The 23,584-nt window shown below is 61.3% G+C and carries 21 protein-coding genes; 16 read left to right on the top strand and 5 right to left on the bottom strand.

Features of this window, described 5'->3' with window-relative positions; genetic code table 11:
• Positions 1–93: 93 nt before the first annotated feature.
• Positions 94–477 (bottom strand): tautomerase family protein, encoded by a 384-nt coding sequence (locus CE491_RS17615; RefSeq protein ID WP_110949608.1) that lies wholly within the window; start codon positions 475–477, stop codon positions 94–96.
• 158 nt (positions 478–635) lie between these two features.
• On the opposite strand from CE491_RS17615, the gene CE491_RS17620 reads away from it, so the two are divergent.
• From CE491_RS17620 to CE491_RS17630, 3 genes are all read left to right on the top strand, one after another.
• Positions 636–1,700, top strand: coding sequence for a patatin-like phospholipase family protein (locus CE491_RS17620; RefSeq protein ID WP_110949609.1), 1,065 nt, complete (start codon positions 636–638; stop codon positions 1,698–1,700).
• 289 nt (positions 1,701–1,989) lie between these two features.
• Positions 1,990–3,189, top strand: a complete 1,200-nt coding sequence (locus tag CE491_RS17625) for an MFS transporter (RefSeq protein WP_110949610.1) — start codon at positions 1,990–1,992, stop codon at positions 3,187–3,189.
• A gap of 118 nt (positions 3,190–3,307) precedes the next feature.
• Positions 3,308–3,673 carry a glyoxalase superfamily protein gene (locus CE491_RS17630; RefSeq protein ID WP_110949611.1) on the top strand — a complete coding sequence of 122 codons (366 nt, stop codon included), beginning with the start codon at positions 3,308–3,310 and terminating at the stop codon, positions 3,671–3,673.
• A gap of 26 nt (positions 3,674–3,699) precedes the next feature.
• Here the strand turns inward: CE491_RS17630 and CE491_RS17635 are convergent, their stop codons facing one another.
• Together CE491_RS17635 and uvrB are read right to left on the bottom strand one after the other, a co-directional pair.
• Positions 3,700–4,236, bottom strand: a complete 537-nt coding sequence (locus tag CE491_RS17635) for a GNAT family N-acetyltransferase (RefSeq protein ID WP_110949612.1) — start codon at positions 4,234–4,236, stop codon at positions 3,700–3,702.
• A 23-nt stretch (positions 4,237–4,259) separates the two neighbouring features.
• The gene (gene uvrB / locus CE491_RS17640; RefSeq protein ID WP_110949613.1) at positions 4,260–6,275 is read right to left on the bottom strand and encodes an excinuclease ABC subunit UvrB; all 2,016 of its coding nucleotides are present in this window, start codon (positions 6,273–6,275) and stop codon (positions 4,260–4,262) included.
• Between the two features lie 348 nt (positions 6,276–6,623).
• Between uvrB and CE491_RS17645 the strand changes: the two genes are divergently transcribed.
• The gene (locus CE491_RS17645) at positions 6,624–7,820 is read left to right on the top strand and encodes an amino acid aminotransferase (protein WP_110949614.1); all 1,197 of its coding nucleotides are present in this window, start codon (positions 6,624–6,626) and stop codon (positions 7,818–7,820) included.
• A gap of 1,209 nt (positions 7,821–9,029) precedes the next feature.
• Here CE491_RS17645 and CE491_RS17650 read toward each other — a convergent pair.
• Positions 9,030–9,995: an isopenicillin N synthase family dioxygenase gene (locus CE491_RS17650; protein WP_110949615.1), complete on the bottom strand. Its 966-nt coding sequence runs from the start codon at positions 9,993–9,995 to the stop codon at positions 9,030–9,032.
• A 319-nt stretch (positions 9,996–10,314) separates the two neighbouring features.
• On the opposite strand from CE491_RS17650, the gene CE491_RS17655 reads away from it, so the two are divergent.
• The 9 genes from CE491_RS17655 to CE491_RS17695 all read left to right on the top strand — a co-directional run bounded on the left by CE491_RS17655 (position 10,315) and on the right by CE491_RS17695 (position 19,277).
• Positions 10,315–11,508, top strand: coding sequence for an alpha-hydroxy acid oxidase (locus tag CE491_RS17655; protein WP_110949616.1), 1,194 nt, complete (start codon positions 10,315–10,317; stop codon positions 11,506–11,508).
• Between the two features lie 4 nt (positions 11,509–11,512).
• Positions 11,513–12,889 (top strand): FAD-binding oxidoreductase, encoded by a 1,377-nt coding sequence (locus CE491_RS17660; RefSeq protein WP_110949617.1) that lies wholly within the window; start codon positions 11,513–11,515, stop codon positions 12,887–12,889.
• 125 nt (positions 12,890–13,014) lie between these two features.
• Positions 13,015–13,881, top strand: a complete 867-nt coding sequence (locus CE491_RS17665; RefSeq protein ID WP_234407620.1) for a transporter substrate-binding domain-containing protein — start codon at positions 13,015–13,017, stop codon at positions 13,879–13,881.
• A gap of 230 nt (positions 13,882–14,111) precedes the next feature.
• Positions 14,112–14,771 carry an amino acid ABC transporter permease gene (locus CE491_RS17670; RefSeq protein ID WP_110949618.1) on the top strand — a complete coding sequence of 220 codons (660 nt, stop codon included), beginning with the start codon at positions 14,112–14,114 and terminating at the stop codon, positions 14,769–14,771.
• The gene (locus CE491_RS17675; protein WP_110949619.1) at positions 14,768–15,439 is read left to right on the top strand and encodes an amino acid ABC transporter permease; all 672 of its coding nucleotides are present in this window, start codon (positions 14,768–14,770) and stop codon (positions 15,437–15,439) included. The genes CE491_RS17670 and CE491_RS17675 overlap by 4 nt, the downstream gene beginning before the upstream one ends.
• A gap of 62 nt (positions 15,440–15,501) precedes the next feature.
• Positions 15,502–16,341 carry an amino acid ABC transporter ATP-binding protein gene (locus CE491_RS17680; protein ID WP_324881225.1) on the top strand — a complete coding sequence of 280 codons (840 nt, stop codon included), beginning with the start codon at positions 15,502–15,504 and terminating at the stop codon, positions 16,339–16,341.
• Between the two features lie 168 nt (positions 16,342–16,509).
• Positions 16,510–17,247 (top strand): histidine utilization repressor, encoded by a 738-nt coding sequence (gene hutC, locus CE491_RS17685; protein ID WP_110949621.1) that lies wholly within the window; start codon positions 16,510–16,512, stop codon positions 17,245–17,247.
• A gap of 99 nt (positions 17,248–17,346) precedes the next feature.
• The gene (locus CE491_RS17690) at positions 17,347–17,634 is read left to right on the top strand and encodes a hypothetical protein (protein ID WP_110949622.1); all 288 of its coding nucleotides are present in this window, start codon (positions 17,347–17,349) and stop codon (positions 17,632–17,634) included.
• A 317-nt stretch (positions 17,635–17,951) separates the two neighbouring features.
• On the top strand, positions 17,952–19,277 hold the full coding sequence (locus CE491_RS17695) for an MFS transporter (RefSeq protein ID WP_110949675.1): 1,326 nt from the start codon (positions 17,952–17,954) through the stop codon (positions 19,275–19,277).
• A 41-nt stretch (positions 19,278–19,318) separates the two neighbouring features.
• On the opposite strand, the gene CE491_RS17700 is transcribed toward CE491_RS17695, so the two are convergent.
• Positions 19,319–20,080 (bottom strand): FadR/GntR family transcriptional regulator, encoded by a 762-nt coding sequence (locus CE491_RS17700; RefSeq protein ID WP_110949623.1) that lies wholly within the window; start codon positions 20,078–20,080, stop codon positions 19,319–19,321.
• A 244-nt stretch (positions 20,081–20,324) separates the two neighbouring features.
• Between CE491_RS17700 and CE491_RS17705 the strand changes: the two genes are divergently transcribed.
• The 3 genes from CE491_RS17705 (at position 20,325) to CE491_RS17715 (ending at position 23,544) form a co-directional block, all read left to right on the top strand.
• Positions 20,325–21,065 (top strand): SDR family oxidoreductase, encoded by a 741-nt coding sequence (locus CE491_RS17705; protein WP_110949624.1) that lies wholly within the window; start codon positions 20,325–20,327, stop codon positions 21,063–21,065.
• A 137-nt stretch (positions 21,066–21,202) separates the two neighbouring features.
• A complete protein-coding gene (locus tag CE491_RS17710; protein WP_110949625.1) occupies positions 21,203–22,048 on the top strand; it encodes a fumarylacetoacetate hydrolase family protein in 846 nt (281 codons plus the stop codon).
• Between the two features lie 218 nt (positions 22,049–22,266).
• Positions 22,267–23,544, top strand: a complete 1,278-nt coding sequence (locus CE491_RS17715; RefSeq protein ID WP_110949626.1) for an L-fuconate dehydratase — start codon at positions 22,267–22,269, stop codon at positions 23,542–23,544.
• The last annotated feature ends 40 nt before the right edge of the window (positions 23,545–23,584 follow it).

The raw sequence follows: 23,584 nt of genomic DNA on the forward strand, positions 1-23,584 counted from the left end.
CGGAGTATCTATATCCATGCTGGGCAGCGCCCGTGAACGCCGCGCGATCTGCCTGTGATCAGAGCGGACCGTGTAACCTTCGAGGCGGCCCACTCACGCGTAGTGCATTTCCCCGTTCCCAAAGGACCAATTCTCGCGCTTGGTCTCGATCAGATTGATAAACACATCCTCCTGTCGCAACCCGGTCCGCTCGTGAATCCCCTGCGCCACGGCCTTGTAGAACGCCCTCTTCACCTCGGTGGTTCGGCCCTCGTTCCAGGTGATCTGAATGAACACGATGCTCTTGGTGTAGGTGACGCCGAGATAACCGGCTGCCGGGTAGACAAGCTCGTCGTCCCCGTGGCGGTGGATGATCTGGAATTTGTCGTGTTCGGGGACGCTGGCGGTGGTGCGCATGGCGTCGTAAATCACGTCGCCGATGGTAGCGACGGTTTCGGGGGAGGTTTCAGAGGCGACATCGATTCTGACCAGAGGCATGTGGCTTTCCTTATTAGGGTGACGCTGACGTGCAACGTCATCGACCATCAGCGGTGAGCCTATACCCTATTCCCGCCGCCACACCTCATCAAGTGCATAACTTTGAATCACGCGCGGCGACGGCGTAGGGTAGGACCACTGCAACGGGGAGCTTGCGAATGAAAAAAAGAATCGCGCTGGTCTTGGGGTCCGGCGGCGCCAGAGGGTATGCACACATTGGGGTGATCGAAGAGCTGGAAAGGCGCGGTTATGACATCGCCTGTATCGCCGGTTGTTCGATGGGCGCGGTCATCGGGGGGATATATGCGGCGGGCAAGCTGCCGGAATACAAGGCGTGGATCGAGAGCCTGGATTATCTGGATGTGCTGCGCCTGGTGGACGTGAGTTTTCGGCTTGGCGCCATACGTGGCGAGAAGGTGTTCGGCAAGATCCGCGAGATCGTCGGCGAGGTGAACATCGAGGACTTGCCCATCCCCTATACCGCCGTTGCGACGGACCTGACAAACCAGCAGGAAATATGGTTTCAGGAAGGCAATCTGCATTCGGCCATGCGCGCTTCGGCGGCGATCCCCAGCCTGTTCACGCCGGTGGTGCAGGGCAATCGCACATTGGTGGATGGCGGCCTGCTCAACCCGTTGCCGATCGTGCCTGTGGTATCCAGCCATTGCGACCTGATCGTGGCGGTCAACCTCAACTCGACCAACCAGAAGCACTACCAGCTGCCCGTGATCGAACGCCCGCCGGCGGTGAAGAAGCGCTTCGACAGCCTGATCAGTTCGATCGGTTCGCACCTGCCATTCCGGCGCAAGCTGGATGTGGCCGGGGATGACGTCCTGCGCCTGGAACAGGACAGTCTCAAGGCTGCCGCTGCCACCCTGGACAATCCGTGGCTGGCGGGCCATCACGATACCGAATCGGCCGATCCGCAAGGCCAACAACCCACTGCCGCACCCACCGAGCCCGGCGCGCCGAAATCCGCCAGCGGTTCGGTGATCGTCGACAACGTCGGCCCTGCATCGCTGCTGGACCTGATCAACCAGAGTTTCGAAGTGATGCAGACGTCGCTGGCGCAATACAAGATTGCCGGCTACCCGCCAGACATTCTGATCAACGTGCCGAAGCGTGTGTGCCGGTTTTTCGAGTTCTATAAAGCGCCGGAGCTGATCGCCCTGGGCCGGGAGATCGCGCGGGATACGCTGGATCGGTATGAGGGTGAGCACTGACGCCAAGTACCCGACTCACGCGACGCGATTCCTGTAGCAACCGGCTTGCCGCCAGCAGCGATCCTGCCCGCGTCACCGCCTCGTCCGCTTCCCAATCTCCTCACCGCTATCGTCCCTAAACAAGAAACAATCATTCTCATTTCACACTAATTGTTCCACCTCGCTCCAGCCCGTAAATTTCCCCTCAGCGGTCCGGCTTCCTCCCCGAGTGGAACAAACGCACATCAATACAAGCCAGTCCTCCTCCCCCGACCTTAATGTCACGACACACACCCGTGAGGCGAAACACATGAGCCATTCACCACGCACCTGGGGCCGCAAAAGCAGCTTCCTGGTGGCCGCCGCAGTCGTCGTCCATACGCTCTGGACCAGCGCGGCCCCCGCCATGATGTACCCGCTCTACGCCCGTCAATGGCAACTGACCCCCACCATCACCACCCTCATATTCGCGGTATTTCCGGTATTCGTGGTCGCGACGCTGATCGCTCTGGGCGATCTGTCAGACTACATCGGCCGACGCGCCGCCATGCTGCTGGGCCTGTCCGCTTCGCTGATCGGCGTGCTCCTGTTCGCCGTGGCTCCGAATGTCCTCTGGCTGCTGGTGGGCCGGGCCTTCATGGGCATCGGCGTCGGGCTCTCTGCCGGACCATCGGCAGCCGCCGTGGTCGAATTTAGCGCACCAGGCAAAGCCAAACTCGCCGGAGCGATCACCACCGCAGCCCAGGCGTTCGGACTGGCAGCGGCGTTGATCCTCGGCGGCGGGCTGATTCAATATGCACCCTTCCCCACCCGCCTGAGCTTCTGGGTCCTGGTGCTCGTCCTGGTAGCCACCCTGTATGGCGTCTGGCATCTGCCGCGTCACACCAAAGCCCAAAGCCGCAAACGCTGGACGCTGAAACTGCCGCGAATCCACCCACCGCTGCGCCAGGCGTTTCTGGTGTCGGTGAGCGCCGTACTGAGCGCCTACTCGGTGGGCGCAACAATGCTGTCCCTCGGCTCGCAGATCGCCCATGACCTGATCGGTTCGAATAATGCCCTGGTCAACGGCTGCGCGATTTCGCTGTTCGCCATCGTGCTGGGCCTCACCGGTATCGTCGCCAAGCGTTTCACCTCAATGCTGTCGATCATCGCGGGGGCGAGCTTTTCCATCGCCAGCCTGGTGCTGCTGATGTTGGCGACCGCGACCCACGCACTGCCGGTATTTCTGCTGTCCAGCGCGACCAGCGGCGCCGGTTACAGCTTGCTGTTCATGGGCGGTTTGAACCTGATCAACGCCCATGCACCGATGCATCACCGCGCAGGCACGCTGTCGGCGCTGTTTCTGGTGGCTTACCTGATGCAGGGTGTGGTCGCAATGCTGCTGGGCCGCGCCGCCACTGCCTGGGGGCTGGACCTGGCGATCGATGTAGGTTCGGTTGCGCTGGCGGGCCTGAGTCTGGGCGCAATGCTGTTGGCGATTTATGTCCGGCCGCGGCAGGTCAATCGCTGAGCTTATGCGGACCTGCAGCACTCCTCGACAACGCTCATTAGATCGCTGTCGGCGTAGCCCACCAAACCAATTGAGTTCTGCTAGCATCCTCGCTCCAACCATCAGGGAGCGTGGGGCAATGCAGATTTCTGGAGCCATTCCATTGATTCGGATCTTTTCCGAAGAACAGGCCAAGGCGTTTTATGTCGATTTTCTGGGCTTTCGCATCGAGTGGGAGCACCGCTTCGAAGAGGATCTGCCGCTGTATGCCCAGGCCAGACGAGGTGAGCTGGTCATCCATCTGACCGGCCACCACGGCGATGCCACGCCGGGCTCGACGGTTTTCGTGCCGGTGACGGACATCGAGCAATTGCACGCCGAGCTGAACGCCAAGCGCTACAAGCATGCAAGGCCGGGGATTCAGGAACAGGGTTGGGGCAAGGTGATGGAGATTGCAGACCCCTTTGGCAACCGACTGAGATTTTGCGAGCTTTGCGAAGATTGATCGCCAGCATTCGGCAGCCGCGGCTATCACTGCTCCTGGCTTACCGCCTCATCCCGAGACGACCGATAAACCAGGCTCGGCGTCTGTCCCGGCACGTCACTAAGGGTGTCGATGCGATGCATGCCGGCCTTTTCCAGCACACGGATCGAAGCATGGTGCTGGGGTCTGACGACCGCGAAGACTTCTGCAACTTGTAGCTCGGTGAAGGCGAAGGCCAGCGCTGCCTGGCTGAGTTCGGTGGCATACCCCTGCCCCCAGGCCTGCACGCCAAAGCGATAACCCAGATTGAGTCGTAAGACATCCAGATAACGGCGCGCATCGACGCCGCCGAAGCCGATGACCTGATCGGGACGTTCGCGGGTAGTGATCGTCCACTGCCCGTAGCCTTCGCGTTGCCAGTGGTCCAACCAGCCCTGGAGCAACGACTGCGCCTGCTCGATGCGGCTCAAAGGCCCGGACGGGTTGAACTGATGGGTCGCCGGATCGCCGTAGATCGCGAACAGACTGTCGAGATCGTCCGGGGTAGGGGCGCGCAGAATCAGTCGCTTTGTGGTTCGTTGCATCACACGGCCTCGATGTGTTCGCTTCAAACCGCCAACAACCGCTCACGCAGCTTGGTGATTTCGTCGCGCATCTGCGCCGCTGCTTCGAACTCCAGATCTCGTGCCAGTTGGTACATCTTTTCTTCCAGCTGACGAATGCGCTTGGTGATTTCGCTCGGCGAGCGCAATTCGGCTTCGTACTTGGCGTTCTCTTCGGCAGCCTTGGCCATGCCCTTGCGCTTCTTGCTGCGCGAGCCGGGCACGGTAGCGCCTTCCATGATGTCGGTGACGTCCTTGACCACGCCTTTGGGGGTGATGCCGTTGGCCAGGTTGAAGGCGATCTGCTTGTCGCGACGGCGGTCGGTCTCGCCGATGGCCCGCTCCATGGAGCCGGTGATGTTGTCGGCGTAGAGAATCGCCCGGCCATTGAGGTTACGCGCCGCGCGGCCGATGGTCTGGATCAACGAGCGCTCGGAACGCAGGAAGCCTTCCTTGTCGGCATCGAGAATCGCCACCAGCGACACTTCAGGCATGTCCAGCCCCTCGCGCAGCAGGTTGATCCCTACCAGCACATCGAAGGTACCCAGGCGCAGGTCGCGAATGATCTCGACCCGCTCCACCGTATCGATGTCCGAGTGCAGATAGCGCACCCGCACCCCGTGGTCAGCCAGGTAATCGGTGAGGTCTTCGGACATGCGTTTGGTCAACGTCGTGACCAGCACCCGCTCCTCCGTGTCGACGCGCTTCTTGATCTCGGACAGCAGATCGTCGACCTGAGTCAGCGCCGGACGAATCTCGATCTGCGGGTCGACCAGACCGGTCGGCCGCACCACTTGCTCGACCACACGTCCCGCATGCTCGCCCTCGTATGGGCCTGGGGTCGCCGAAACGAAGATGGTCTGCGGGCTGACGCCCTCCCACTCGTCGAAGCGCATGGGCCGGTTGTCCAGCGCCGACGGCAGACGGAAGCCATACTCGACCAGGGTTTCCTTACGCGAACGGTCGCCTTTATACATGGCGCCGACCTGGGGCACGCTGACATGGGATTCGTCGATCACCAGCAATGCATCCGGCGGCAGATAGTCGTAGAGCGTAGGCGGCGGCGCGCCGGAGGGACGGCCCGACAGATAGCGCGAGTAGTTCTCGATGCCGTTGCAATAACCCAGTTCAAGGATCATCTCCAGATCGAAACGGGTGCGTTGCTCCAAACGTTGCGCTTCCACCAGCTTGTTCGCTCCGCGCAGGTACTCCAGACGCTCCTGCAACTCGACCTTGATCCCTTCCATGGCGTCCAGCAGCGTTTCGCGAGGCGTTACGTAGTGGCTCTTGGGGTAGAAGGTGAAGCGTGGCAATTTGCGGATGACTTCGCCGGTCAACGGGTCGAAGGCCGACAGGCTCTCGACTTCATCGTCGAACAGTTCGATGCGAATGGCTTCCAGATCCGATTCGGCCGGGAAAATGTCGATCACATCGCCTCGCACGCGGAAGGTCGCGCGCGCAAAGTCCATGTCATTGCGGGTGTACTGCAGGTCGGCCAGACGCCGCAGCAACGCGCGCTGATCGAGTTTGTCGCCGCGGTCGACGTGCAGGACCATGCGCAGGTAGGTTTCCGGGCTGCCCAGACCGTAGATGCACGAAACCGTGGTGACGATGATCGCGTCCTTGCGCTCCAGCAGTGCCTTGGTCGCAGACAGGCGCATCTGCTCGATGTGGTCGTTGATCGAAGCATCCTTCTCGATGAAGGTGTCCGAAGACGGCACGTAGGCTTCGGGCTGATAGTAGTCGTAGTACGAAACGAAGTACTCGACCGCATTGTTAGGGAAAAACGCCTTGAACTCGCCATACAGCTGCGCGGCGAGGGTCTTGTTCGGCGCCAGCACCAGGGTCGGGCGCTGCACCTGTTGAATCACGTTGGCGATGCTGAAGGTTTTGCCCGAACCGGTCACACCCAGCAAGGTCTGGTGCGACAGCCCGGCGTCGATGCCTTCAACCAGCTGACGAATCGCCTCCGGCTGATCACCGGCCGGCTCAAAACGGGTAACGAGCTGAAACTCGGACATAAGTACCTCTTTGTTTGCGCCCCGTGTTCGCCCCCGCCCGGAATGCTTGCGGGCCAAAGCGTGATAAGCGCGGACGACTGATCTCGCCAGGAGAAAAAGCGTAAGGAGAAAGAATGATGGGACTACAAATGGAGTCCGCAACGCCAGCTTTCAAGCCATCCTCGGGACATTAGTCCTCGCGACATGACTAATGGTCGAAAATAATCGGAAAAACCCGGAAAAAACCGGCCCCGCCCTGTCGCCCCCGCCCACGATGGTCTCTATACTGACTCCCCGTTTGTGCACCGCTCCAGTGCATTCGGCCGGAGCGATGCGACCCATTCACTCCCATTCAGAGCCGCCGCAAAAATGAGCCTGTTCTCCGCTGTCGAAATGGCACCACGCGATCCTATCCTGGGCCTTAACGAAGCATTCAACGCCGATACCCGTACCACCAAGGTCAACCTGGGTGTCGGCGTTTACAGCAACGAAGAAGGGAAAGTCCCGCTGCTGCGTGCCGTTGCCGAAGCAGAGGAAATTCGCGTCGCTCAACACGTTCCGCGCGGCTACCTGCCGATCGACGGTATTGCTGCATACGACAAGGCCGTGCAAACCCTGCTGTTCGGTGTCGAGTCGCCGCTGCTGGCTTCGGGTCGGGTAATGACCGTACAGGCCGTCGGCGGTACTGGCGCACTGAAAATCGGCGCGGACTTCCTCAAGCAACTCTCGCCGAACGCCGTAGTGGCGATCAGCGACCCGAGCTGGGAAAACCATCGCGCGCTGTTCGAAACCGCTGGCTTCGAGGTGCAGAACTATCGCTACTACGACGCCGCGACCCACGACGTGAACCGCGCAGGCATGCTCGAAGACCTGCAGAACCTGCCGTCCGGTTCGATCGTCGTGCTGCACGCCTGCTGCCACAACCCGACCGGCGTCGACCTGACCCTCGAGGACTGGAAACACGTCCTTGAAGTGCTGAAAGCCAAAGGTCACGTGCCGTTCCTCGACATGGCCTATCAGGGTTTTGGCGACGGCATCGATGAGGATGCCGCTGCGGTGCGTCTGTTCGCCGATTCCGGCCTGACCTTCTTCGCTTCCAGCTCGTTCTCCAAGTCGTTTTCGCTGTACGGCGAGCGTGTCGGCGCGCTGTCGATCGTGACCGACTCGAAGGAAGAGACCGGTCGTGTGCTGTCTCAGGTCAAACGCGTGATCCGCACCAACTATTCCAACCCGCCGACCCATGGCGCGACCATTGTGGCCGCGGTGCTGAATAACGCTGAATTGCGTCAGAAGTGGGAAGACGAATTGGCAGAGATGCGCTTGCGTATTCGCGGCATGCGTGAAGAGATGACCCACCGTTTGGCGAACAACGCGGCGGGTCAGGATTTCAGCTTCGTTGCTCGTCAACGCGGGATGTTTTCGTATTCGGGCCTGACCACACCGCAGGTTCATCGCCTGCGCAGTGAGTTCGGGATTTATGCGCTGGATACCGGGCGGATTTGTGTGGCTGCTTTGAACAAGAGCAACATCGAGGCGGTGACCAAGGCGATTCTGGCGGTCATTTAAAAGAGCGGGTCAAGCGCTGCAAGAGGGGAAGCGGATTTAGGTCTGCTTCCCTTTTTTTTGTTTTTTTCACGGGTTGGAAGTTGGCGCTGTCAGTGAGCGTATATCCGTTGTTTCGGGCGGCGCTGGCCAGGTTCGTCCTAACGGCCGAACTGTTTCGCCTTCAGCGAGTGACTTGGAAAAGCACCCGCTCTGTGTTTCAAGAAGCACCAGGTGTGCTTGCTCCCGGTTTGGTCCGGCTTCGTCGGACGCCCTCACTCCGCCTGCACCCAAGTCGCGTTCGGCGGCGTCTGAGTTTTTGCGTATGAAGAGCAAGATCAGATGCAGATGCTCAAGCCTGGCTCAAGACTTTTGGGAGCTGCCGGAGCCGTGCGACTGCCGCGAAAGCGTAGTGCCAGACAGCACATCCATAGCTGATCCACCGCCTTCGCTGCCGTCGTAACCTCCGACGTCTCCCACAAGTTACGCGGCGTATCGGAATTATGCGCATGCACACAATCCGCTGTAGCAGTCCGGCCGGGCCGGTCTTTGATCCTCGCGTTCGGCGGCGTCTAAGTTTTTGCGTATGAAGAGCAAGATCAGATGCAGATGCTCAAGCCTGGCTCAAGACCTGTGGGAGCTGCCGGAGCTGTGCGACAGCCGCGAAAGCGTAGTGCCAGACAGCACATCCATAGCTGATCCACCGCCTTCGCTGCCGTCGTAACCTCCGACGTCTCTACAAGTTAAGCGGCGTATCGGAATTGTGCGCATACACACGATCCCCAGTAGCAGTCCGGCCGGGCCGGTCTTTGATCGTTCCTACGCTCTGCGTGGGAACCCGGGCCTGGACGCTCTACATCCAGTATCTGCATGACTCAGAGGGTCAGAGGATGCGGTCCCAAGCAAAGCGTGGGAACGATCAGGGCAGGTGCATTTTGCTTTTGATTTTTGATCTTGGCGCACGAAGTTCCAGACTACACGCATCGCGACTTGGTGCAGGCAGAGCGCAGGTGACGCTCCGTGGGCCGAGCGGCATGGACGGCGGATGACCGCGGGTTCACGAAGCGTCGCCGGAGTGAGGGAATTCCGCCGAAGGAGGGGCCTAGCCAGGTGCCAGAGCATTTTGGACTCCCGCACTTGGAAAGTCACCCGCCGAGGGGGGCGGAAAGGTGAATCAGCGCCAACCCTGATCACGGATAGACCCCCAGTCCCCACGCCCACTTGAGCCCCGATTCACTGCGCCTTCTTGCGGTACGCCATCGAGTCATCAATGCGTTTGAGGATGTAGTCCCCCGCGGCCACTGACGGATACAGGCTGGCGGCTGCATCGATGCCCAGATCACAGGGGTCGACCACTGCACCATAGGTGGGGTCGTAGAACGTGGCGATGGAATACCGCTCATGCCCCGACTTATTAATCACCCGATGCAACGTCGATCGAAATCGATCATTCGACCAACGCGCTAATAGATCTCCCACATTGACCACCAAACTGCCCTCGATAGGTGCGGCATCGATCCACCTGTTGCTGGCCAACTCACGCACCTGCAACCCGCCGCTGTTGTCCTGATACAGCAACGTGATACAGCCATAATCGGTATGCGGCGCGACACCAAACTGATCGGTCTCGGCCAGCGGCGGGTGCGGCGGGTAATACACCATCTGCGTGCGCTGCAGTCGCTTCCCATATTTCGGCGCAAAAAAGCCCGGCTCGATGCCCAGCCCGACCGCCACCGCTTTGAGCAGATCCGCCCCCGCCAAACCGACCTGCTCGTAATACGCATCCAGCGCCAGACGCAGTTCAGGCATGAAACCCGGCCATTGGTTCGGCCCGCGCAACGCTTCCCCGGCCAGCACGCAAGGATCCTCTTCCGGCAGCTCCAGCCCCATGCTGAAAAACTCCTTGAAGTCCGGCTTGGTCGCCTCATACATCAGCGCCCCGCCCAGCGAATGCCATCCACGGTGGCGCTTGTTCACTGCGACCTGACGCTTCACTTCAGCCGGATAGGCGAAGAAGGTTTTCGCGGCGGCCATTGCCGTGTCGATCACCGATTGCGTCACGCCGTGGTTGACGATGTAGAAGAACCCTGTCTCGCTACAGGCCTTGCGAATGGCCTCGCCCGCCCGAAGGGTGGCGGCCTCGTCGCCCTCGCGGACCCCGGCCATGTCGATCAACGGAAGATTGGCAGTGGCATTCATGCAAGCTCCTGGCGGTGGTGCGATGGAGATGGGCTGTATAGACAGGGCGAAGCATTTAGTGTGCCGCGTATCACCCGCCATCGTCCGAATGCCGCCCAGACCAAGCGCGCGCCTAGCGGATGGAGGACGGCTGCGGTTTCCCCATGCCCCAGCACCGGGCACCCGGAACCCATTCGGTGCAACTTTTGGTGACATCACGCCTGAACCATTTCCGTCCTGATAAGCGCCAGCACCCCAGGCAGGCTCACAAAGCGAACTGGCCTGCATCTTGCCTCAGCTGTCTATACAGCTCGGCCTACCCAACGGCTAAAGGACACTCATGCGTCGCTATCATGCCGGCCCCGATTTCACCCGCGCTCACAGCATCGCTGAGCTGGCCCATATGGCCCGTCGGCGCTTGCCGCATTTCGCCTGGGAATACCTGGAAGGCGGCGCCGAGCAAGAGTTGACCCTGGCGCGCAACCGGCAGGCTTTCGCCGAGGTCAGTCTGTTGCCGCGTACCTTGGTGCCCTGGCAGACCCCGGACACCCGCCGCGCCTTCCTCGGTCGTGAGCGGCCCTTACCGATGGCGATCGCTCCCACCGGCTACAACGGCATGCTGCATCGCGACGCCGATATCCATCTGGCCCGCGCCGCTTCCGAGCGCGGCCTGCCATTTTCCTTGAGCACCGTGTCGACCAGCTCGCTGGAGCAAATCGTCGCCGCCGTGCCCGACGTCGAGCTGTGGTTTCAGCTGTACAGCATGACCGATCCTCAAGTGCAGGAAGACCTGCTGCGGCGTGCCGAGGCCGTGGGTTGCCGGACCCTGCTGCTGACCTCCGATGCCGTGCTGCTGGGCAATCGCGAGTGGGACAAGCGCAACTTCGCCCGCCCGCGCCAGTTGAGGCTGCGCAACAAACTCGATGTGTTGCGCCACCCGCGCTGGATCAAACAGACCCTATGGCCCCACGGCATGCCGAGCATGGCCAACCTCGATCGCTACCTGCCCGCCGATCAGCGCAATGCCTCGGGCGCCGCGCACTTCATTGGTGAAAAGATGGAGAAGCAGCTGAGCTGGGACTTTCTGGCCCGCCTGCGCGAACGCTGGCCCCATCGTCTGCTGCTCAAGGGAGTAATGCATCCGCAGGACGCCGAGCAGGCGGTGAAGCTTGGGCTGGACGGCATCGTCGTGACTAATCATGGCGGTCGCCAGCTAGACGGCGTACCTGCGAGCCTCGATTGCCTGCCCGCCATCGTCGAGGTGGCCAAGGGCAAGCTGAGCATTCTTCTCGACAGCGGCATTCGTCGCGGCACCGACATTCTCAAGGCCTGCGCGCTAGGTGCCGATGCGGTGCTGCTGGGCCGCGCCACACTGTATGGCGTGGCCGTCGGCGGCCAGGCTGGCGTCGGTCACGCGCTGGACCTGCTGTCCAATGAATTGCGTCTGGCCCTGACCCTGCTCGGCCAGCCGGACCTGAATCACTTGCGCGTCAGCCCCAACCCGGGCGCCGCTGCGACTTTTACCGTGAGTTGATGCCATGAGCGACCTGCAACAGACCATCACTGACCTACGCCAGGCCCTGGGCGCTGCGCAAGTGTTGACCGGCGAGGCCATCAGCCCGCGTCACTACAGCGACTGGACCCGCCACACCCCGACCTGTCCTGCCGCGTTGATCCTGCCCAGGGACACCGAGCAGGTCGCCACCGCCCTGCGCATTTGCAATGCCGCTCGACAATCGGTGGTGCCACAAGGCGGCATGACCGGGCTGGCGGGCGGCGCCGTACCGCGCTCGACCGACATCGCTTTGTCGCTGGACCGCCTGCGCGGCATCGAGGAAATCGACGTCGCGGCGGCCACTGTCACGGTCAAGGCCGGCACTACGTTGCAGCAGATTCAGCAGGCGGTGGCCGACGCCGGCTACCTGTTTCCGCTGGACCTCGGGGCCCGCGGCTCGTGCCAGATTGGCGGCAATATCGCGACCAATGCCGGCGGTAACGCGGTGATTCGCTACGGCATGACCCGCGATCTTGTGCTGGGCCTGGAGGTGGTGCTGGCCGACGGTCGCGTGTTGAACCTGATGAACAAGATGATCAAGAACAACTGCGGTTATGACCTAAAACAGTGCTTCATCGGCAGCGAAGGCACTCTTGGGGTGATTACCCGCGCGGTGCTGAAGATGACGCCGCAACCGGGCCAGACCTCCACCCTGCTCTGCGCCCTGCCCGATTACGCCAGCGCCGTCGCCCTGCTGCGCCGCCTGCAGCGCAGCGCCGGAACGCCTCAAGCCTACGAACTGATGTGGCAGGACTTCTTCCGCATGGGCGTGTCGTGGCTGGAAAATCCGGTCCCGCCGATGCCCGATCATCACCCGCTCTATGTGCTGCTGGAATCGTCGGCCACCCACGAAGTGCTCGAACAGACCCTCGAAGCCGCCGTCCAGGCCGGTGAAGTGGTCGATGCCATCCTCGCAACCTCCCAGGGCCAGGCCCGCAGCCTGTGGAAGATTCGTGAGGCCACCGGCGAATTCCCGGCGCGCCTGGCGCCGTTGAACTTCGACATCAGCCTGCCCATCGGGCAGATCGGTGACTTCGCCGAGCTGTGTCGCCTGCGCCTGGACCAACGCTGGCCGGGTAACCACAGCGTGTATTTCGGCCACATTGGCGACAGCAACCTGCATCTGACCGTGGACTGCAACAGCCTGCCGCAGCCTGCGCCTGTTTTTGAAATCGAAGAGCTGGTCTATAGCGCGGTCGGCGAACTGGGAGGCGCGGTGTCTGCCGAACATGGCATCGGCCTGCTCAAGCGTGAATTTCTGCATCACTCGGTGAGCGCCGAAGCGCTTCAAACGATGGCCGAAATCAAGCGCAGTTTCGACCCCAACGGCATTCTGAACCCGGGGAAAATCTTCAGCTAACGGCTCGCGCCGGTTGTATATACCGGTATGGCACGCTAACTGCACACGCACTGCTTATGGCGCCCCCTAACGACGACACATCACTGCATCTGGTGAATGAGAGTTACCCAATGAGGAGTTTCACTATGAAGAGCTACCCCATGCAACTCGATTCCTGCTTCGGTACAAAGGTGTTCAGCAAGACGCTTAAAAGCCTGAGCCTCGCAGTGGCGCTCGCCCTGTTGCCGCTGGCGGCGCATGCCGACCAGTTGGCGGACGTGAAGAAAGCCGGTGAGCTGGTGGTCGGTACAGAGATGCAATTCGCCCCGTTCGACTTCCTCGAAGCGGGGAAACAGCAAGGCTTGAACGCCGAGCTGTTCGCCGAGCTGGGTAAGGAGCTAGGGGTCAAGATCAAGTTCCTCGACCTGCCTTGGCCAAGCGTTCTGCCGGGGCTGGAAGCCAAGAAATTCGACGTGGTGGCCGGCCCGATCATCGTCACCAAGGCGCGTAAAGAGCGCTACCACTTCGTCTCGCCGATTGCCGAAGCCACCGTGGCACTGATCGCCGGTGCCAAGGACGACAGCATCAAGAAGCCGGAAGACATCTCGGGCAAAACCGTCGGCGCCGGCAAAGGCTCGGCGCAGCTGGAAGAGCTGAAAACCTTCGCCGCGACCCTGCCGGAGAAGGTCACCATCCGTGAATATGTCGACAACAACCAGGCCTACGCTGACCTTGCGGCCAAGCGCATCGTGGCGGTGGCCAACTCATTGCCGAACATCTCCTACGTCGCCGCGCAAAAAGCCAACCTGTACAAAGTGGTGCAACCACCGTTTGGCAAGAAATCCTACTTCGCCTATCTGGGCCGCAAGGACGCTGATGCCGACAGCCTGATCGCGGCGCTGGATACCGCCGTGACCAAGATGCACGACGACGGCCGCCTGGCTGCCCTGCAGAAGAAATGGCTGGGCGCTGAAATGGACGTGCCGAAGGGTGATTTCGATCCGACCTGGTGATCGTCAGCCGCCACATTGGGCGGCTCGTTCCGGGATCTCCCAGGCGACCCGGACCCTGTGGAAGTGAGCTTGCTCACGAATGCGCGGGTACAGTCGGAACAGATGCTATGAATGTACCGGCCCCTTCGTGAGCAAGCTCAATCCCGCAGAGGTCGAGGTGGTGTTCGAAATTGGGCACAACCTGATGGCAGAGATGTTGATAAGCCTCGATCCAAAGCTGGAGTCACACCGTGTTCGATTGGCCCTTGCTGCAGCAAAATGCCCCTCTCCTGCTCGACGCCCTGTGGGTAACGTTGCAGGTTTCCATTGCCGCGCTGGCAATCGGTTTTGTCATCGGCATCGTCGTCGGCAGCCTGCGCCTGTCGCCGGTTCCCCTGCTTCGCCGTCTGGGCGGGGCCTATATTTTCGTGTTCCGCGGCATTCCGCTGCTGGTGCAACTGCTGTTCATCTATTACTTTCTGCCGCGCATCGGCCTGCCGAATGTCTCGCCCACGATGGCGGCGATCATCGGCCTGTCGCTGGCGGCCGGTGCCTACATCGCCGAGATCATGCGTGGTGGCTTTCTTGCGATTCCTGGCGGCCAACTGGAAGCAGCCGGCCTGCTGGGCCTGAGCACCAGCCAGATGCTGCTGCGCATCCGCGTGCCGCAGGCCGTGCGCCTGACGCTGCCCGCGTTGGTCAATGAAATGATTCTGCTGATCAAGGCCTCGTCGCTGGTCTCGGTGGTCGGCCTGGCCGACCTGACCCGCACCGCGCAAAACCTCGCCGCCAGCGACTATATGTTCATCCAGGATTACTTGATGCTGGCTGGCTTCTACTGCCTGATCAACGTCCCCCTGGCGTACTGCGGCAGCCTGCTCGAGCGCCGGTTGAAGGAGCAGACCGCATGATCTTCGACCCGAAAATCGTCACCGACCACCTGGGCGATATCGGTTCGGGCTTTCTGGTCACCCTTGGCACCTGGAGCAGCGGCGTGGTGCTGGGCATCGCCCTCGGTATGCTGATTGCCGTGGCGCAGGTGTTCGGCAACAACTTCGTGCGCGCGCCGCTGCGGGTGTTCATCGAACTGATCCGCAGCACGCCGTTTCTGGTGCAGCTGTTTCTGGTGTACTACGGCGGCCCGGCGTTCGGCCTGAGCCTGGACCCGATCCCCGCCGGCATCCTCGGCCTGGGGGTCTACGGCAGCGTGTACTTCGCCGAGATCTTCCGCCTCGGTTTCGAATCGGTCGCCCGGGGGCAACTGGAAGCCGCCGACTGCCTGGGCATCTCCCGCCTGCAATGCATCTGGCGCATCCAGGTGCCGCAGATGCTGGTGATCATCCTCCCCGCGCTGATCAACATGATTACCGTGCTGTGCAAGGAAACCGCCGTGTTGTCGATCATTACCATCCCGGAGCTGACGATGGTCCTGACCGGCATCGGCTCGGAAACCTTCGCCTTCGTCGAAACCCTGCTGATGCTGTGCATCGGCTACCTGATTCTGGTGGAACTGTGCTCGCGGCTGGGCATGCTCCTGGAAAGCCGTGTCGGCCGTTTCATGAGCAGGCAACCACGATGAACAGCCTCCTGATTCCCAGCGGCGCCGTGTCCGCCAGCACACGCGAGAAACAAGGTGAAAGCATGAAGATTTCGGCAACAGCGCCCGGCGAGCAGCCCACCATTCTGACGCTGAGCAAGGTCGGCAAAAGCTTCGGTCCCCTGCGCGTGCTCAAGGGCATAGACCTTGAGGTGCAACGCTCGGAAGTGGTGTGCCTGATCGGCCCGTCCGGCTCCGGCAAGAGCACCTTGCTGCGCAGCATGGCGTTTCTCGAAGAATACGACGAAGGCGAGATTCGCATCGAGGGCCAGCTGCTCGGCTGGCAGAACACCGACAAGGGCCGTCGTCGCGCGCCGCAATCGCAGATCAATCAGGTGCGCCGCAACATCGGCATGGTCTTCCAGCAGTTCAACCTGTGGCCGCACATGACTGCCATCGGCAACGTCTGCGAGGCCCTGCGCCGGGTGCGCAGGCTGTCGGCGGATGAAGCGAACAAGCGTGGCATGGCGATGCTGGAAAAAGTCGGGCTGGCGCACAAGGCCAATGCGTATCCAGCCCAGCTGTCGGGCGGTCAGCAACAGCGGGTAGCGATTGCCAGGGCGTTGGCGATGGAGCCGCACATCATGCTGTTCGACGAGCCCACGTCGGCCCTGGACCCGGAGTTGGTGGGCGAAGTGCTGCAAGTGATGAAAACTCTGGCCAAGGAAGGCATGACGATGGTCGTGGTCACCCATGAGATGGGTTTCGCCGCGCAAGTGGCCGATTCGGTGATCTTCCTCGATCAGGGTGAAGTGGTGGCCCGTGGCACGCCGCAGCAGATTTTCCATAACGCCGAACAGCCGCGCTTACAGCAATTTCTGCAGAACTACCTGGACCGCAACGCCTTCTGGCAGGACAGCAAACCGCCAACGCCGAACCTGTAGGAGCGCGCTTGCCCGCGATAGGCCGCAGACCAGCAGCACATCCGGGAATCGTGGCCTACCGCGTTTCCAGGTTTTACGACCGGTTCCCGGCCTATCGCGGGCAAGCGCGCTCCTGCACAGTGATCGCATGCACTTCACCCGGAACGCACTGCGTTAAGGAGGTCGATAATGGACAAGCCTGCCCCACAAGCCCTGTATCGGCAGGCGAAAGACTTCGTGCACGGCAAGTTGGTATCCGGAGAATGGAAACCCGGTGATCTGATTCCTTCGGAAAATCGCCTGGTGCTGGAACTGGGCATGTCTCGCATGACCGTCAACCGGGCGTTGCGGGAGTTGACCGAGGAAGGCCGCCTGCTGCGGATTTCCGGAGTTGGCACTTTCGTCGCTGAAAGCAAACCGCAATCGAACCTGCTGCACATCTCCAACATTGCCGACGAAATCCTCACCCGTGGCCATCGCTATCGCTGTCAGGTGCTGCACCTGGCGCGCGAGTCGGCGTCGATGCCCATCGCCTCGGCCTTGTCTTTGCCTACCGGAGCATCGGTGTTTCACCTGCTGTGTGTGCATTACGAGGACGACGTGGCGGTGCAACTGGAAGATCGCTACGTCAATCCGCAGGCTGCACCGCAGTTTCTGCAACAGCCGTTTGGCGATCAGGTGCAGTCCGCGCGTTACCTATTGCAGATCATTCAACCGGACGAAATGGAACATATCGTCGAAGCCAGCCATCCCTCCGCCGACGAGTTCAAGTACCTGCAGATCGACCCTGGCGAGCCTTGTCTGGTGCTGATGCGCCGCACCTGGAGCAGCGGTCGGGTGGTGACGTACGTGCGTCTGGTCCACCCGTCTTCGCGCTATCGTCTTGGCAGCCGCTTGCCGGTCACGGGCGCTTATCGCGACAGCTGAATCGGACAGACAACCGGTCGGCAGATTCATCGAACGCCTGCGTCCTTGTGCCCTCGATATCTGTAAGCCCGGTGAATCGGGCATTCAGAAGAGGTGCATATGGCTACCCAAGATAACCAACAGACCACCGGCCGCCACGACCCTGCCATCGACCCGGACACTCCGGACAATCACATGGGCCAGGATACGACGCCAGAATCGACTCAGGGCGGATCGCAAAGCCAGAGCAACAGCGGTGCGCAGACCCAGCAGAACAATGGCAATCAGTCCGGGGAGAACAGCTTCACGCCGGACTTCAAGCCTGAAGAACACCAATCGACCGATACCACGAGTGAACAAAAAGACACCGGCGAAACCGACGCCGACATCGATACCCAGGGCGGTTAACGTCAAGCATAAAGAACTGTAGAAGCGCGCTGACCCGCGATGCGATCTACCAAGTGATGAATCTGTCGCAGGTAGACCGTCATCGCGGGCCAGCGCGCCTGTGCATGGGACCACCCTTTTTCAACCCTGCCCGCAGCGCTCAAACTCAAGCATCTGCCCATTGCACAGTCCCCTGACAAACCGGCACCATCGGGCCTTCTTCTGTGCTTGCAGTCCCGCCAGCAGTTTTCCCCGGAGCGTTGTCGATAATGGTCCAGCCCGCTACTCAGGATTCCCCGCGCGTCAGCGATAAGCTCACCCCCCGCGAATTTCGCGGCATGGCAGCGATTCTGATGTCCATCGCGCTCGCGACCCTCGATACCGCCATCGCCAACACTGCCCTACCCGCCATCGCCGCGGACCTGCATGCCTCGCCGGCTGCGTCGGTGTGGATCATCAACGCCTATCAACTGGCGGCGGTTGCCACGCTATTGCCCTTCGCGGCATTGGGCGGGGTTCTGGGGCAACGCAAGGTGTACCTGGGCGGCCTGATCCTGTTCGTGGTGTCCTCCGCGCTGTGCACCTTTTCCTGGTCACTGCCGACCCTCACCGTCGCCCGCGTGCTGCAAGGTATCGGCGCCAGCGCCATCATGAGCGTCAACGCCGGATTGATCAGCTCGATCTTTCCTCGCGAGCGGCTCGGTCGCGGTCTGGGCATGAACGCACTGGTGGTCGGCACTGCATTTTCAGTCGGTCCCACCGTTGCTTCGCTGGTGCTGTCGGTCGCCAGTTGGCCGTGGCTGTTCGCGATCAACCTGCCGATCGGGGTATTCGCCTTGGTGTTCGCCTGGAACTCCCTGCCCGCCACCAAGCCCGGTAGCCTGGTGTTCGACCGCACGACGGCGATCCTCAACGTGATCACTTTCGGCGCACTGATCTTCGCCTTGAGTCAGGCGGCGCAACTGGGTTCTATGAGCAGCGTGCTGATTGCACTGGCGATCTTTCTGGTGGGCGGCGCGGCCATGCTCAAGCGTGAAGCCGGACACCCTGCGCCGATGTTTCCGCTGGATCTGCTCAAGCGCCCGATGTTCGCCCTCTCCGCGCTGACGGCGTTCTGTTCGTTCGCGACGCAGGGTCTGGCGTTCGTTTCGCTGCCGTTCTTTTTCGAGTCGACACTGGGGCGGGATCCGGTGCAGACCGGATTTCTCATGACACCGTGGTCAGTGGTGGTGGCGATGATCGCGCCGGTCGCCGGGCGCCTCTCCGATCGATATGCCCCGGGGCTGTTGGGCGGCATTGGGCTGGCGATGCTGTGCGTGGGGATGATTTCGCTGGCGACCATGCCGGCCGATGCCAGTGTGATTTCCATTGGTGCGCGAATGATTCTCTGCGGCCTGGGGTTCGGGTTCTTCCAGGCGCCGAACCAGAAAGCCCTGATGACCAGCGCTCCGAAAGAGCGCTCCAGTGGCGCCAGCGGCACCATCGCCACCGCACGCCTGATCGGCCAGGCCACCGGCGCGGCGCTGGTCGCGCTGAGCTTCGGCATTTCCAGCAGCCACGGCCCGGTCCTGGCGCTGAGCATTGGCGCAGGGTTCGCGGCAGTGGGCAGTATTGCCAGCGGGTTGCGGTTGGTGACGAAGAATACGGCGAACCCTCGAGTCTGAACCGAGCCTGGGCAGACAACACAGGAGCTGGGAGTGAGCTTTTAAACTCCGCCCCGACTGAATATCCGGATCACCTCATCCAAATGCCCTGCCATCGCCCGACGCGCGGCTTCGGGATCGCGATTTTCCAGCGCTTGCAGGATCAGAATGTGCTCATGCTCCGATCTGAACGGCATGTCGTCCGAGGTGTAATGCGCCTGCAGCCGCTGAAACATACTGCCGTACTGATGCCCCAACAGGTGCTGGATCAGCAGCGCATACGCAGGATTACCCGAAGCCTGGGCAATGCGGATGTGGAACAGGCGATCGCCTGGGTGAGTATGGGAGTGCGCGCGGTTGTCGCGGGCGTTGCGTTCGAAAGCGGCGCGAATGCCCCGGAGTTCTTCGTCGCTGGCGTTCTGCGCAGCCAATGCAGCGGTTTCCGGCTCGATCAGACGTCGCGCCTGCAACAACGCGAACGGCGGGATTTCGGCGCTGAAATCCACCTCGATGCCCAACTCGGGATCAGGGTCCTTCCACTGATCGCGAGTGGCCTGAGTCATCACCGGTTCATCCGACAACAGCTGCACCGGCTGTTCGCAGACCAGCACGCCATTGCCAACACGCACATCCACCAGGCCGATCACTTCCAGCGCGATCATCGCCTCGCGCACCGATGCCCGACTGACTCCCAGCATTTTCGCCAGTTCACGTTCGGCTGGCAGGCGGCTGCCCGGAGGAAATTCGCCGCTGTCGATCAATGCGCGCAACTGATCGGCAATCTGTCGGTAAAGTCGTTGATTATCAATGGCTTGGATAGGCATCGGTGCTCAGCTCAGGATTTCGGAACGTCGATCAGCGAAAAAATGGCCTTGTTGAGGCCGCAGACAAGTGCTACAAAATGGCCCAGTGGCCTGACCATTGGATCGCTGCACTGTGCGGATCATAGCAAACCTCACGAGTTGAGCGTGTTCGAGATCTCAGCGGCACGCCTGCAATGGCCTGACCTTTAGACCTGAAACAGCATTGTCTCCACAATCGTTTCCACAATAAGAACAAGGACTCACCATGGATCTCACCGGTAAGCGAGTGCTCATCAGCGCCGCCGCCCAAGGCATAGGTCAAGCCAGTGTCGAGGCTTATCTGAAGGCGGGCGCAGAAGTTTTCGCCGTCGATATCAACGGCGCTGCCCTAGACAGGCTACAAGGCGTACACAAGCACGTGCTGGATGTCACCGACCACGCCTCCATCGAACGCCTGGCTGCTGAAATCGGTGCGCTGGACGTGCTGTTCAACTGCGCAGGCGTGGTACACAGCGGCACTATCCTCGAATGCTCCGATAAAGACTGGAGCTTCGCCTTCGACCTTAACGTCACCGCCATGTACAAGATGATTCGCACGTTTTTGCCGGCCATGCTGGCCAACGGCGGCGGCTCGATCATCAACATGTCCTCCGTCGCTTCGGCCATCAAGGGCGTGCCCAACCGCTTTGCCTACTGCGCCAGCAAGGCCGCCGTGATCGGTATCACCCGCTCAGTGGCCGCCGACTTCGTCGGGCAGAACATCCGCTGTAACTGCATTTGCCCAGGCACCGTGGAGTCGCCTTCCCTGCGTCAGCGTGTGGCCAAACAGGCTGAGCACGAACAGCGCGATGAAGCCGAAGTTTATGCCGCGTACGAGGCACGTCAGCCAATGAGGCGTCTGGGAACGCCACAGGAAATCGCGCAACTTGCGTTATATCTCGGCTCACCGGCCAGCGGGTTTACTACCGGGACGGCCCAGATCATTGATGGTGGCTGGAGCAACTGAGGCGCCTTCATTCGCTTACATTTCGGTGGCGATCAACCGCATGCCGTCGGCGTGCTTGCGGATCGCTATCGCCGGCAAGCCGGACTGCTACAGGTCGGCGCCGAGACACTGATCATTCATTTCAAAGAGGACACCCCATGAAACTGCTGCGTTACGGCGAACCCGGTAAAGAACTCCCGGCCCTGCTGGATAGCAATGGCGGTATTCGCGATCTGTCGGAGCTGATTGACGATATCTCAGGCCTGGCGCTGAGCCCCGAGAGCCTCGCCAGACTCAAAGCAATCGACCCGAACAGCCTGCCGCTGGTCAAGGACAATCCGCGCATCGGACCTTGCGTCGCTCAGGTTGGCAAGTTCATCTGCATCGGCCTGAACTACGCCGACCACGCCGCCGAAACCGGGGCCGATATTCCCAGGGAGCCGATCATTTTCAACAAGTGGACCAGTGCCATCGTCGGTCCCAACGACAACGTGGAAATCCCGCGCAATTCGAAAAAGACCGACTGGGAAGTCGAACTGGGCGTGGTCATCGGCAAGGGTGGCCGCTACATCGACGAAGCCGGTGCGCTGGAGCACGTCGCGGGGTATTGCGTGATCAATGATGTGTCCGAGCGCGAATTCCAAATCGAGCGCGGCGGCACCTGGGACAAGGGCAAGGGCTGCGACACGTTTGGGCCGATAGGGCCTTGGCTCGTGACCCGGGACGAGATCGCCGATCCGCATCAGCTCAACCTGTGGCTGGAGGTCGACGGCAAGCGCTATCAGAACGGCAACACCCGCACGATGATTTTCCAGATCCCGAAACTGGTGAGCTACCTGAGCCAGTTCATGAGCCTGCAACCGGGGGACGTGATCTCCACCGGCACCCCGCCCGGCGTCGGCCTGGGCATCAAACCGGAACCGGTATTCCTGCGCGCCGGCCAGCGCATGCGTCTGGGCATCGAGGGGCTGGGTGAACAGGAGCAACTCACTGTGGATGCCTGACTGGGGGCGTGCCGTCGTACTGACTGACGGCGCTGTACCTGTGGGAGTGAGCTTGCTCGGGGCCGCCATCGGACGAAGGCATCGTAAGGGCCGCTGAAGATGCAGCGGATGTACCGGCCCCTTCGTGAGCAAGCTCACTCCCACGGGATCCCTGCAGAGTTTGCGCAGGATCCGAGATTCATTACCAAGTGCCCAAAACAACTCCAAAGGGACCTGCCATGACCACCATCACCGCCCTGCGCGTTGAAGACATTCGCTTCCCCACTTCGCAGTCGCTGGACGGCTCCGATGCGATGAACCCGGACCCGGACTACTCGGCGGCCTACGTCATTCTGGAAACCGATCACCCTACCCTGCAAGGCCACGGCCTGACCTTCACCATCGGCCGCGGCAACGAAATCTGCTGCGCGGCGATCAATGCCCTGGCCGGGGTCATGGTCGGGTTGAAACTGGAGTGGATCGCCGAAGACATGGGCCGTTTCTGGCGTCACGTCACCAGCGACAGCCAGTTGCGCTGGATCGGCCCGGACAAGGGCGCGATTCACTTGGCCACGGGCGCGGTGGTCAACGCGGCTTGGGACCTGTGGGCCAAATCCGAGGGCAAACCGGTGTGGCAGCTGGTGGCCGACATGAGCCCCGAACAACTGGTGCGCTGCATCGACTTCCGCTACATCACCGACTGCATTACCCCCGACCAAGCACTGGCCCTGCTGCGCGACCGGGCGATGGGCAAGACCGAGCGCCTGCAATCGCTACACGCCGACGGCTACCCCTGCTACACCACCTCGGCTGGCTGGCTGGGTTACCCGGACGACAAGCTGCGCCGCCTGTGTCAGGAAGCGGTGGACGGCGGTTTCTCCCACATCAAGCTCAAGGTCGGTCGCGACCTTCAGGACGACATTCGTCGTGTGCGCATCGCTCGCGAAGTGCTTGGGCCGGACCGGCAGCTGATGATCGACGCCAATCAGGTCTGGGAAGTCGACGCCGCCATCGACTGGGTGCGCGAGCTGTCCTTTGCCAAGCCGTGGTTCATCGAAGAGCCCACCAGCCCGGACGACGTCGAAGGCCATCGCAAGATCCGTCTCGGGGTCTTGCCGGTCAAGGTCGCCACTGGGGAGATGTGCCAGAACCGCATCGTCTTCAAGCAGCTGATCATGCGCGAAGCCATTGACGTGGTGCAGATCGACGCCTGCCGTCTGGGCGGTGTCAACGAGGTGCTGGCGGTGATGCTGATGGCCGCCAAATATCACTTGCCGGTGTGCCCGCATGCAGGCGGGGTCGGGCTATGCGAATACGTGCAGCACCTGTCGATGATCGATTACCTGTGTATCGCCGGAACTCACGAGGGGCGCGTCGTGGAGTTCGTCGATCACCTGCATGCACATTTTGAAGACCCGTGCGTGATTCGCGACGCGGCCTACATGCCACCGACCGCGCCGGGGTTCTCGATCCAAATGAAAGAAGCTTCGAGGAAGCAATATGCGTATCGCGGGTAGTCCGCTCTTTACCTGACCAAACGCAAAACCCTGTGAGAGC

It is taken from the genome of Pseudomonas bohemica, from assembly GCF_002934685.1.
Classification (GTDB): Bacteria; Pseudomonadota; Gammaproteobacteria; order Pseudomonadales; family Pseudomonadaceae; genus Aquipseudomonas; species Aquipseudomonas bohemica.

Excerpts from the sequence above, each read along its gene's own strand:
- CE491_RS17615 (WP_110949608.1), bottom strand. The coding sequence starts at position 477 with ATGCCTCTGGTCAGAATCGATGTCGCCTCTGAAACCTCCCCCGAAACC.
- CE491_RS17620 (WP_110949609.1), top strand. The coding sequence starts at position 636 with ATGAAAAAAAGAATCGCGCTGGTCTTGGGGTCCGGCGGCGCCAGAGGG.
- CE491_RS17625 (WP_110949610.1), top strand. The coding sequence starts at position 1,990 with ATGAGCCATTCACCACGCACCTGGGGCCGCAAAAGCAGCTTCCTGGTG.
- CE491_RS17630 (WP_110949611.1), top strand. The coding sequence starts at position 3,308 with ATGCAGATTTCTGGAGCCATTCCATTGATTCGGATCTTTTCCGAAGAA.
- CE491_RS17635 (WP_110949612.1), bottom strand. The coding sequence starts at position 4,236 with ATGCAACGAACCACAAAGCGACTGATTCTGCGCGCCCCTACCCCGGAC.
- uvrB (WP_110949613.1), bottom strand. The coding sequence starts at position 6,275 with ATGTCCGAGTTTCAGCTCGTTACCCGTTTTGAGCCGGCCGGTGATCAG.
- CE491_RS17645 (WP_110949614.1), top strand. The coding sequence starts at position 6,624 with ATGAGCCTGTTCTCCGCTGTCGAAATGGCACCACGCGATCCTATCCTG.
- CE491_RS17650 (WP_110949615.1), bottom strand. The coding sequence starts at position 9,995 with ATGAATGCCACTGCCAATCTTCCGTTGATCGACATGGCCGGGGTCCGC.
- CE491_RS17655 (WP_110949616.1), top strand. The coding sequence starts at position 10,315 with ATGCGTCGCTATCATGCCGGCCCCGATTTCACCCGCGCTCACAGCATC.
- CE491_RS17660 (WP_110949617.1), top strand. The coding sequence starts at position 11,513 with ATGAGCGACCTGCAACAGACCATCACTGACCTACGCCAGGCCCTGGGC.
- CE491_RS17665 (WP_234407620.1), top strand. The coding sequence starts at position 13,015 with ATGAAGAGCTACCCCATGCAACTCGATTCCTGCTTCGGTACAAAGGTG.
- CE491_RS17675 (WP_110949619.1), top strand. The coding sequence starts at position 14,768 with ATGATCTTCGACCCGAAAATCGTCACCGACCACCTGGGCGATATCGGT.
- CE491_RS17680 (WP_324881225.1), top strand. The coding sequence starts at position 15,502 with ATGAAGATTTCGGCAACAGCGCCCGGCGAGCAGCCCACCATTCTGACG.
- hutC (WP_110949621.1), top strand. The coding sequence starts at position 16,510 with ATGGACAAGCCTGCCCCACAAGCCCTGTATCGGCAGGCGAAAGACTTC.
- CE491_RS17690 (WP_110949622.1), top strand. The coding sequence starts at position 17,347 with ATGGCTACCCAAGATAACCAACAGACCACCGGCCGCCACGACCCTGCC.
- CE491_RS17695 (WP_110949675.1), top strand. The coding sequence starts at position 17,952 with ATGGCAGCGATTCTGATGTCCATCGCGCTCGCGACCCTCGATACCGCC.
- CE491_RS17700 (WP_110949623.1), bottom strand. The coding sequence starts at position 20,080 with ATGCCTATCCAAGCCATTGATAATCAACGACTTTACCGACAGATTGCC.
- CE491_RS17705 (WP_110949624.1), top strand. The coding sequence starts at position 20,325 with ATGGATCTCACCGGTAAGCGAGTGCTCATCAGCGCCGCCGCCCAAGGC.
- CE491_RS17710 (WP_110949625.1), top strand. The coding sequence starts at position 21,203 with ATGAAACTGCTGCGTTACGGCGAACCCGGTAAAGAACTCCCGGCCCTG.
- CE491_RS17715 (WP_110949626.1), top strand. The coding sequence starts at position 22,267 with ATGACCACCATCACCGCCCTGCGCGTTGAAGACATTCGCTTCCCCACT.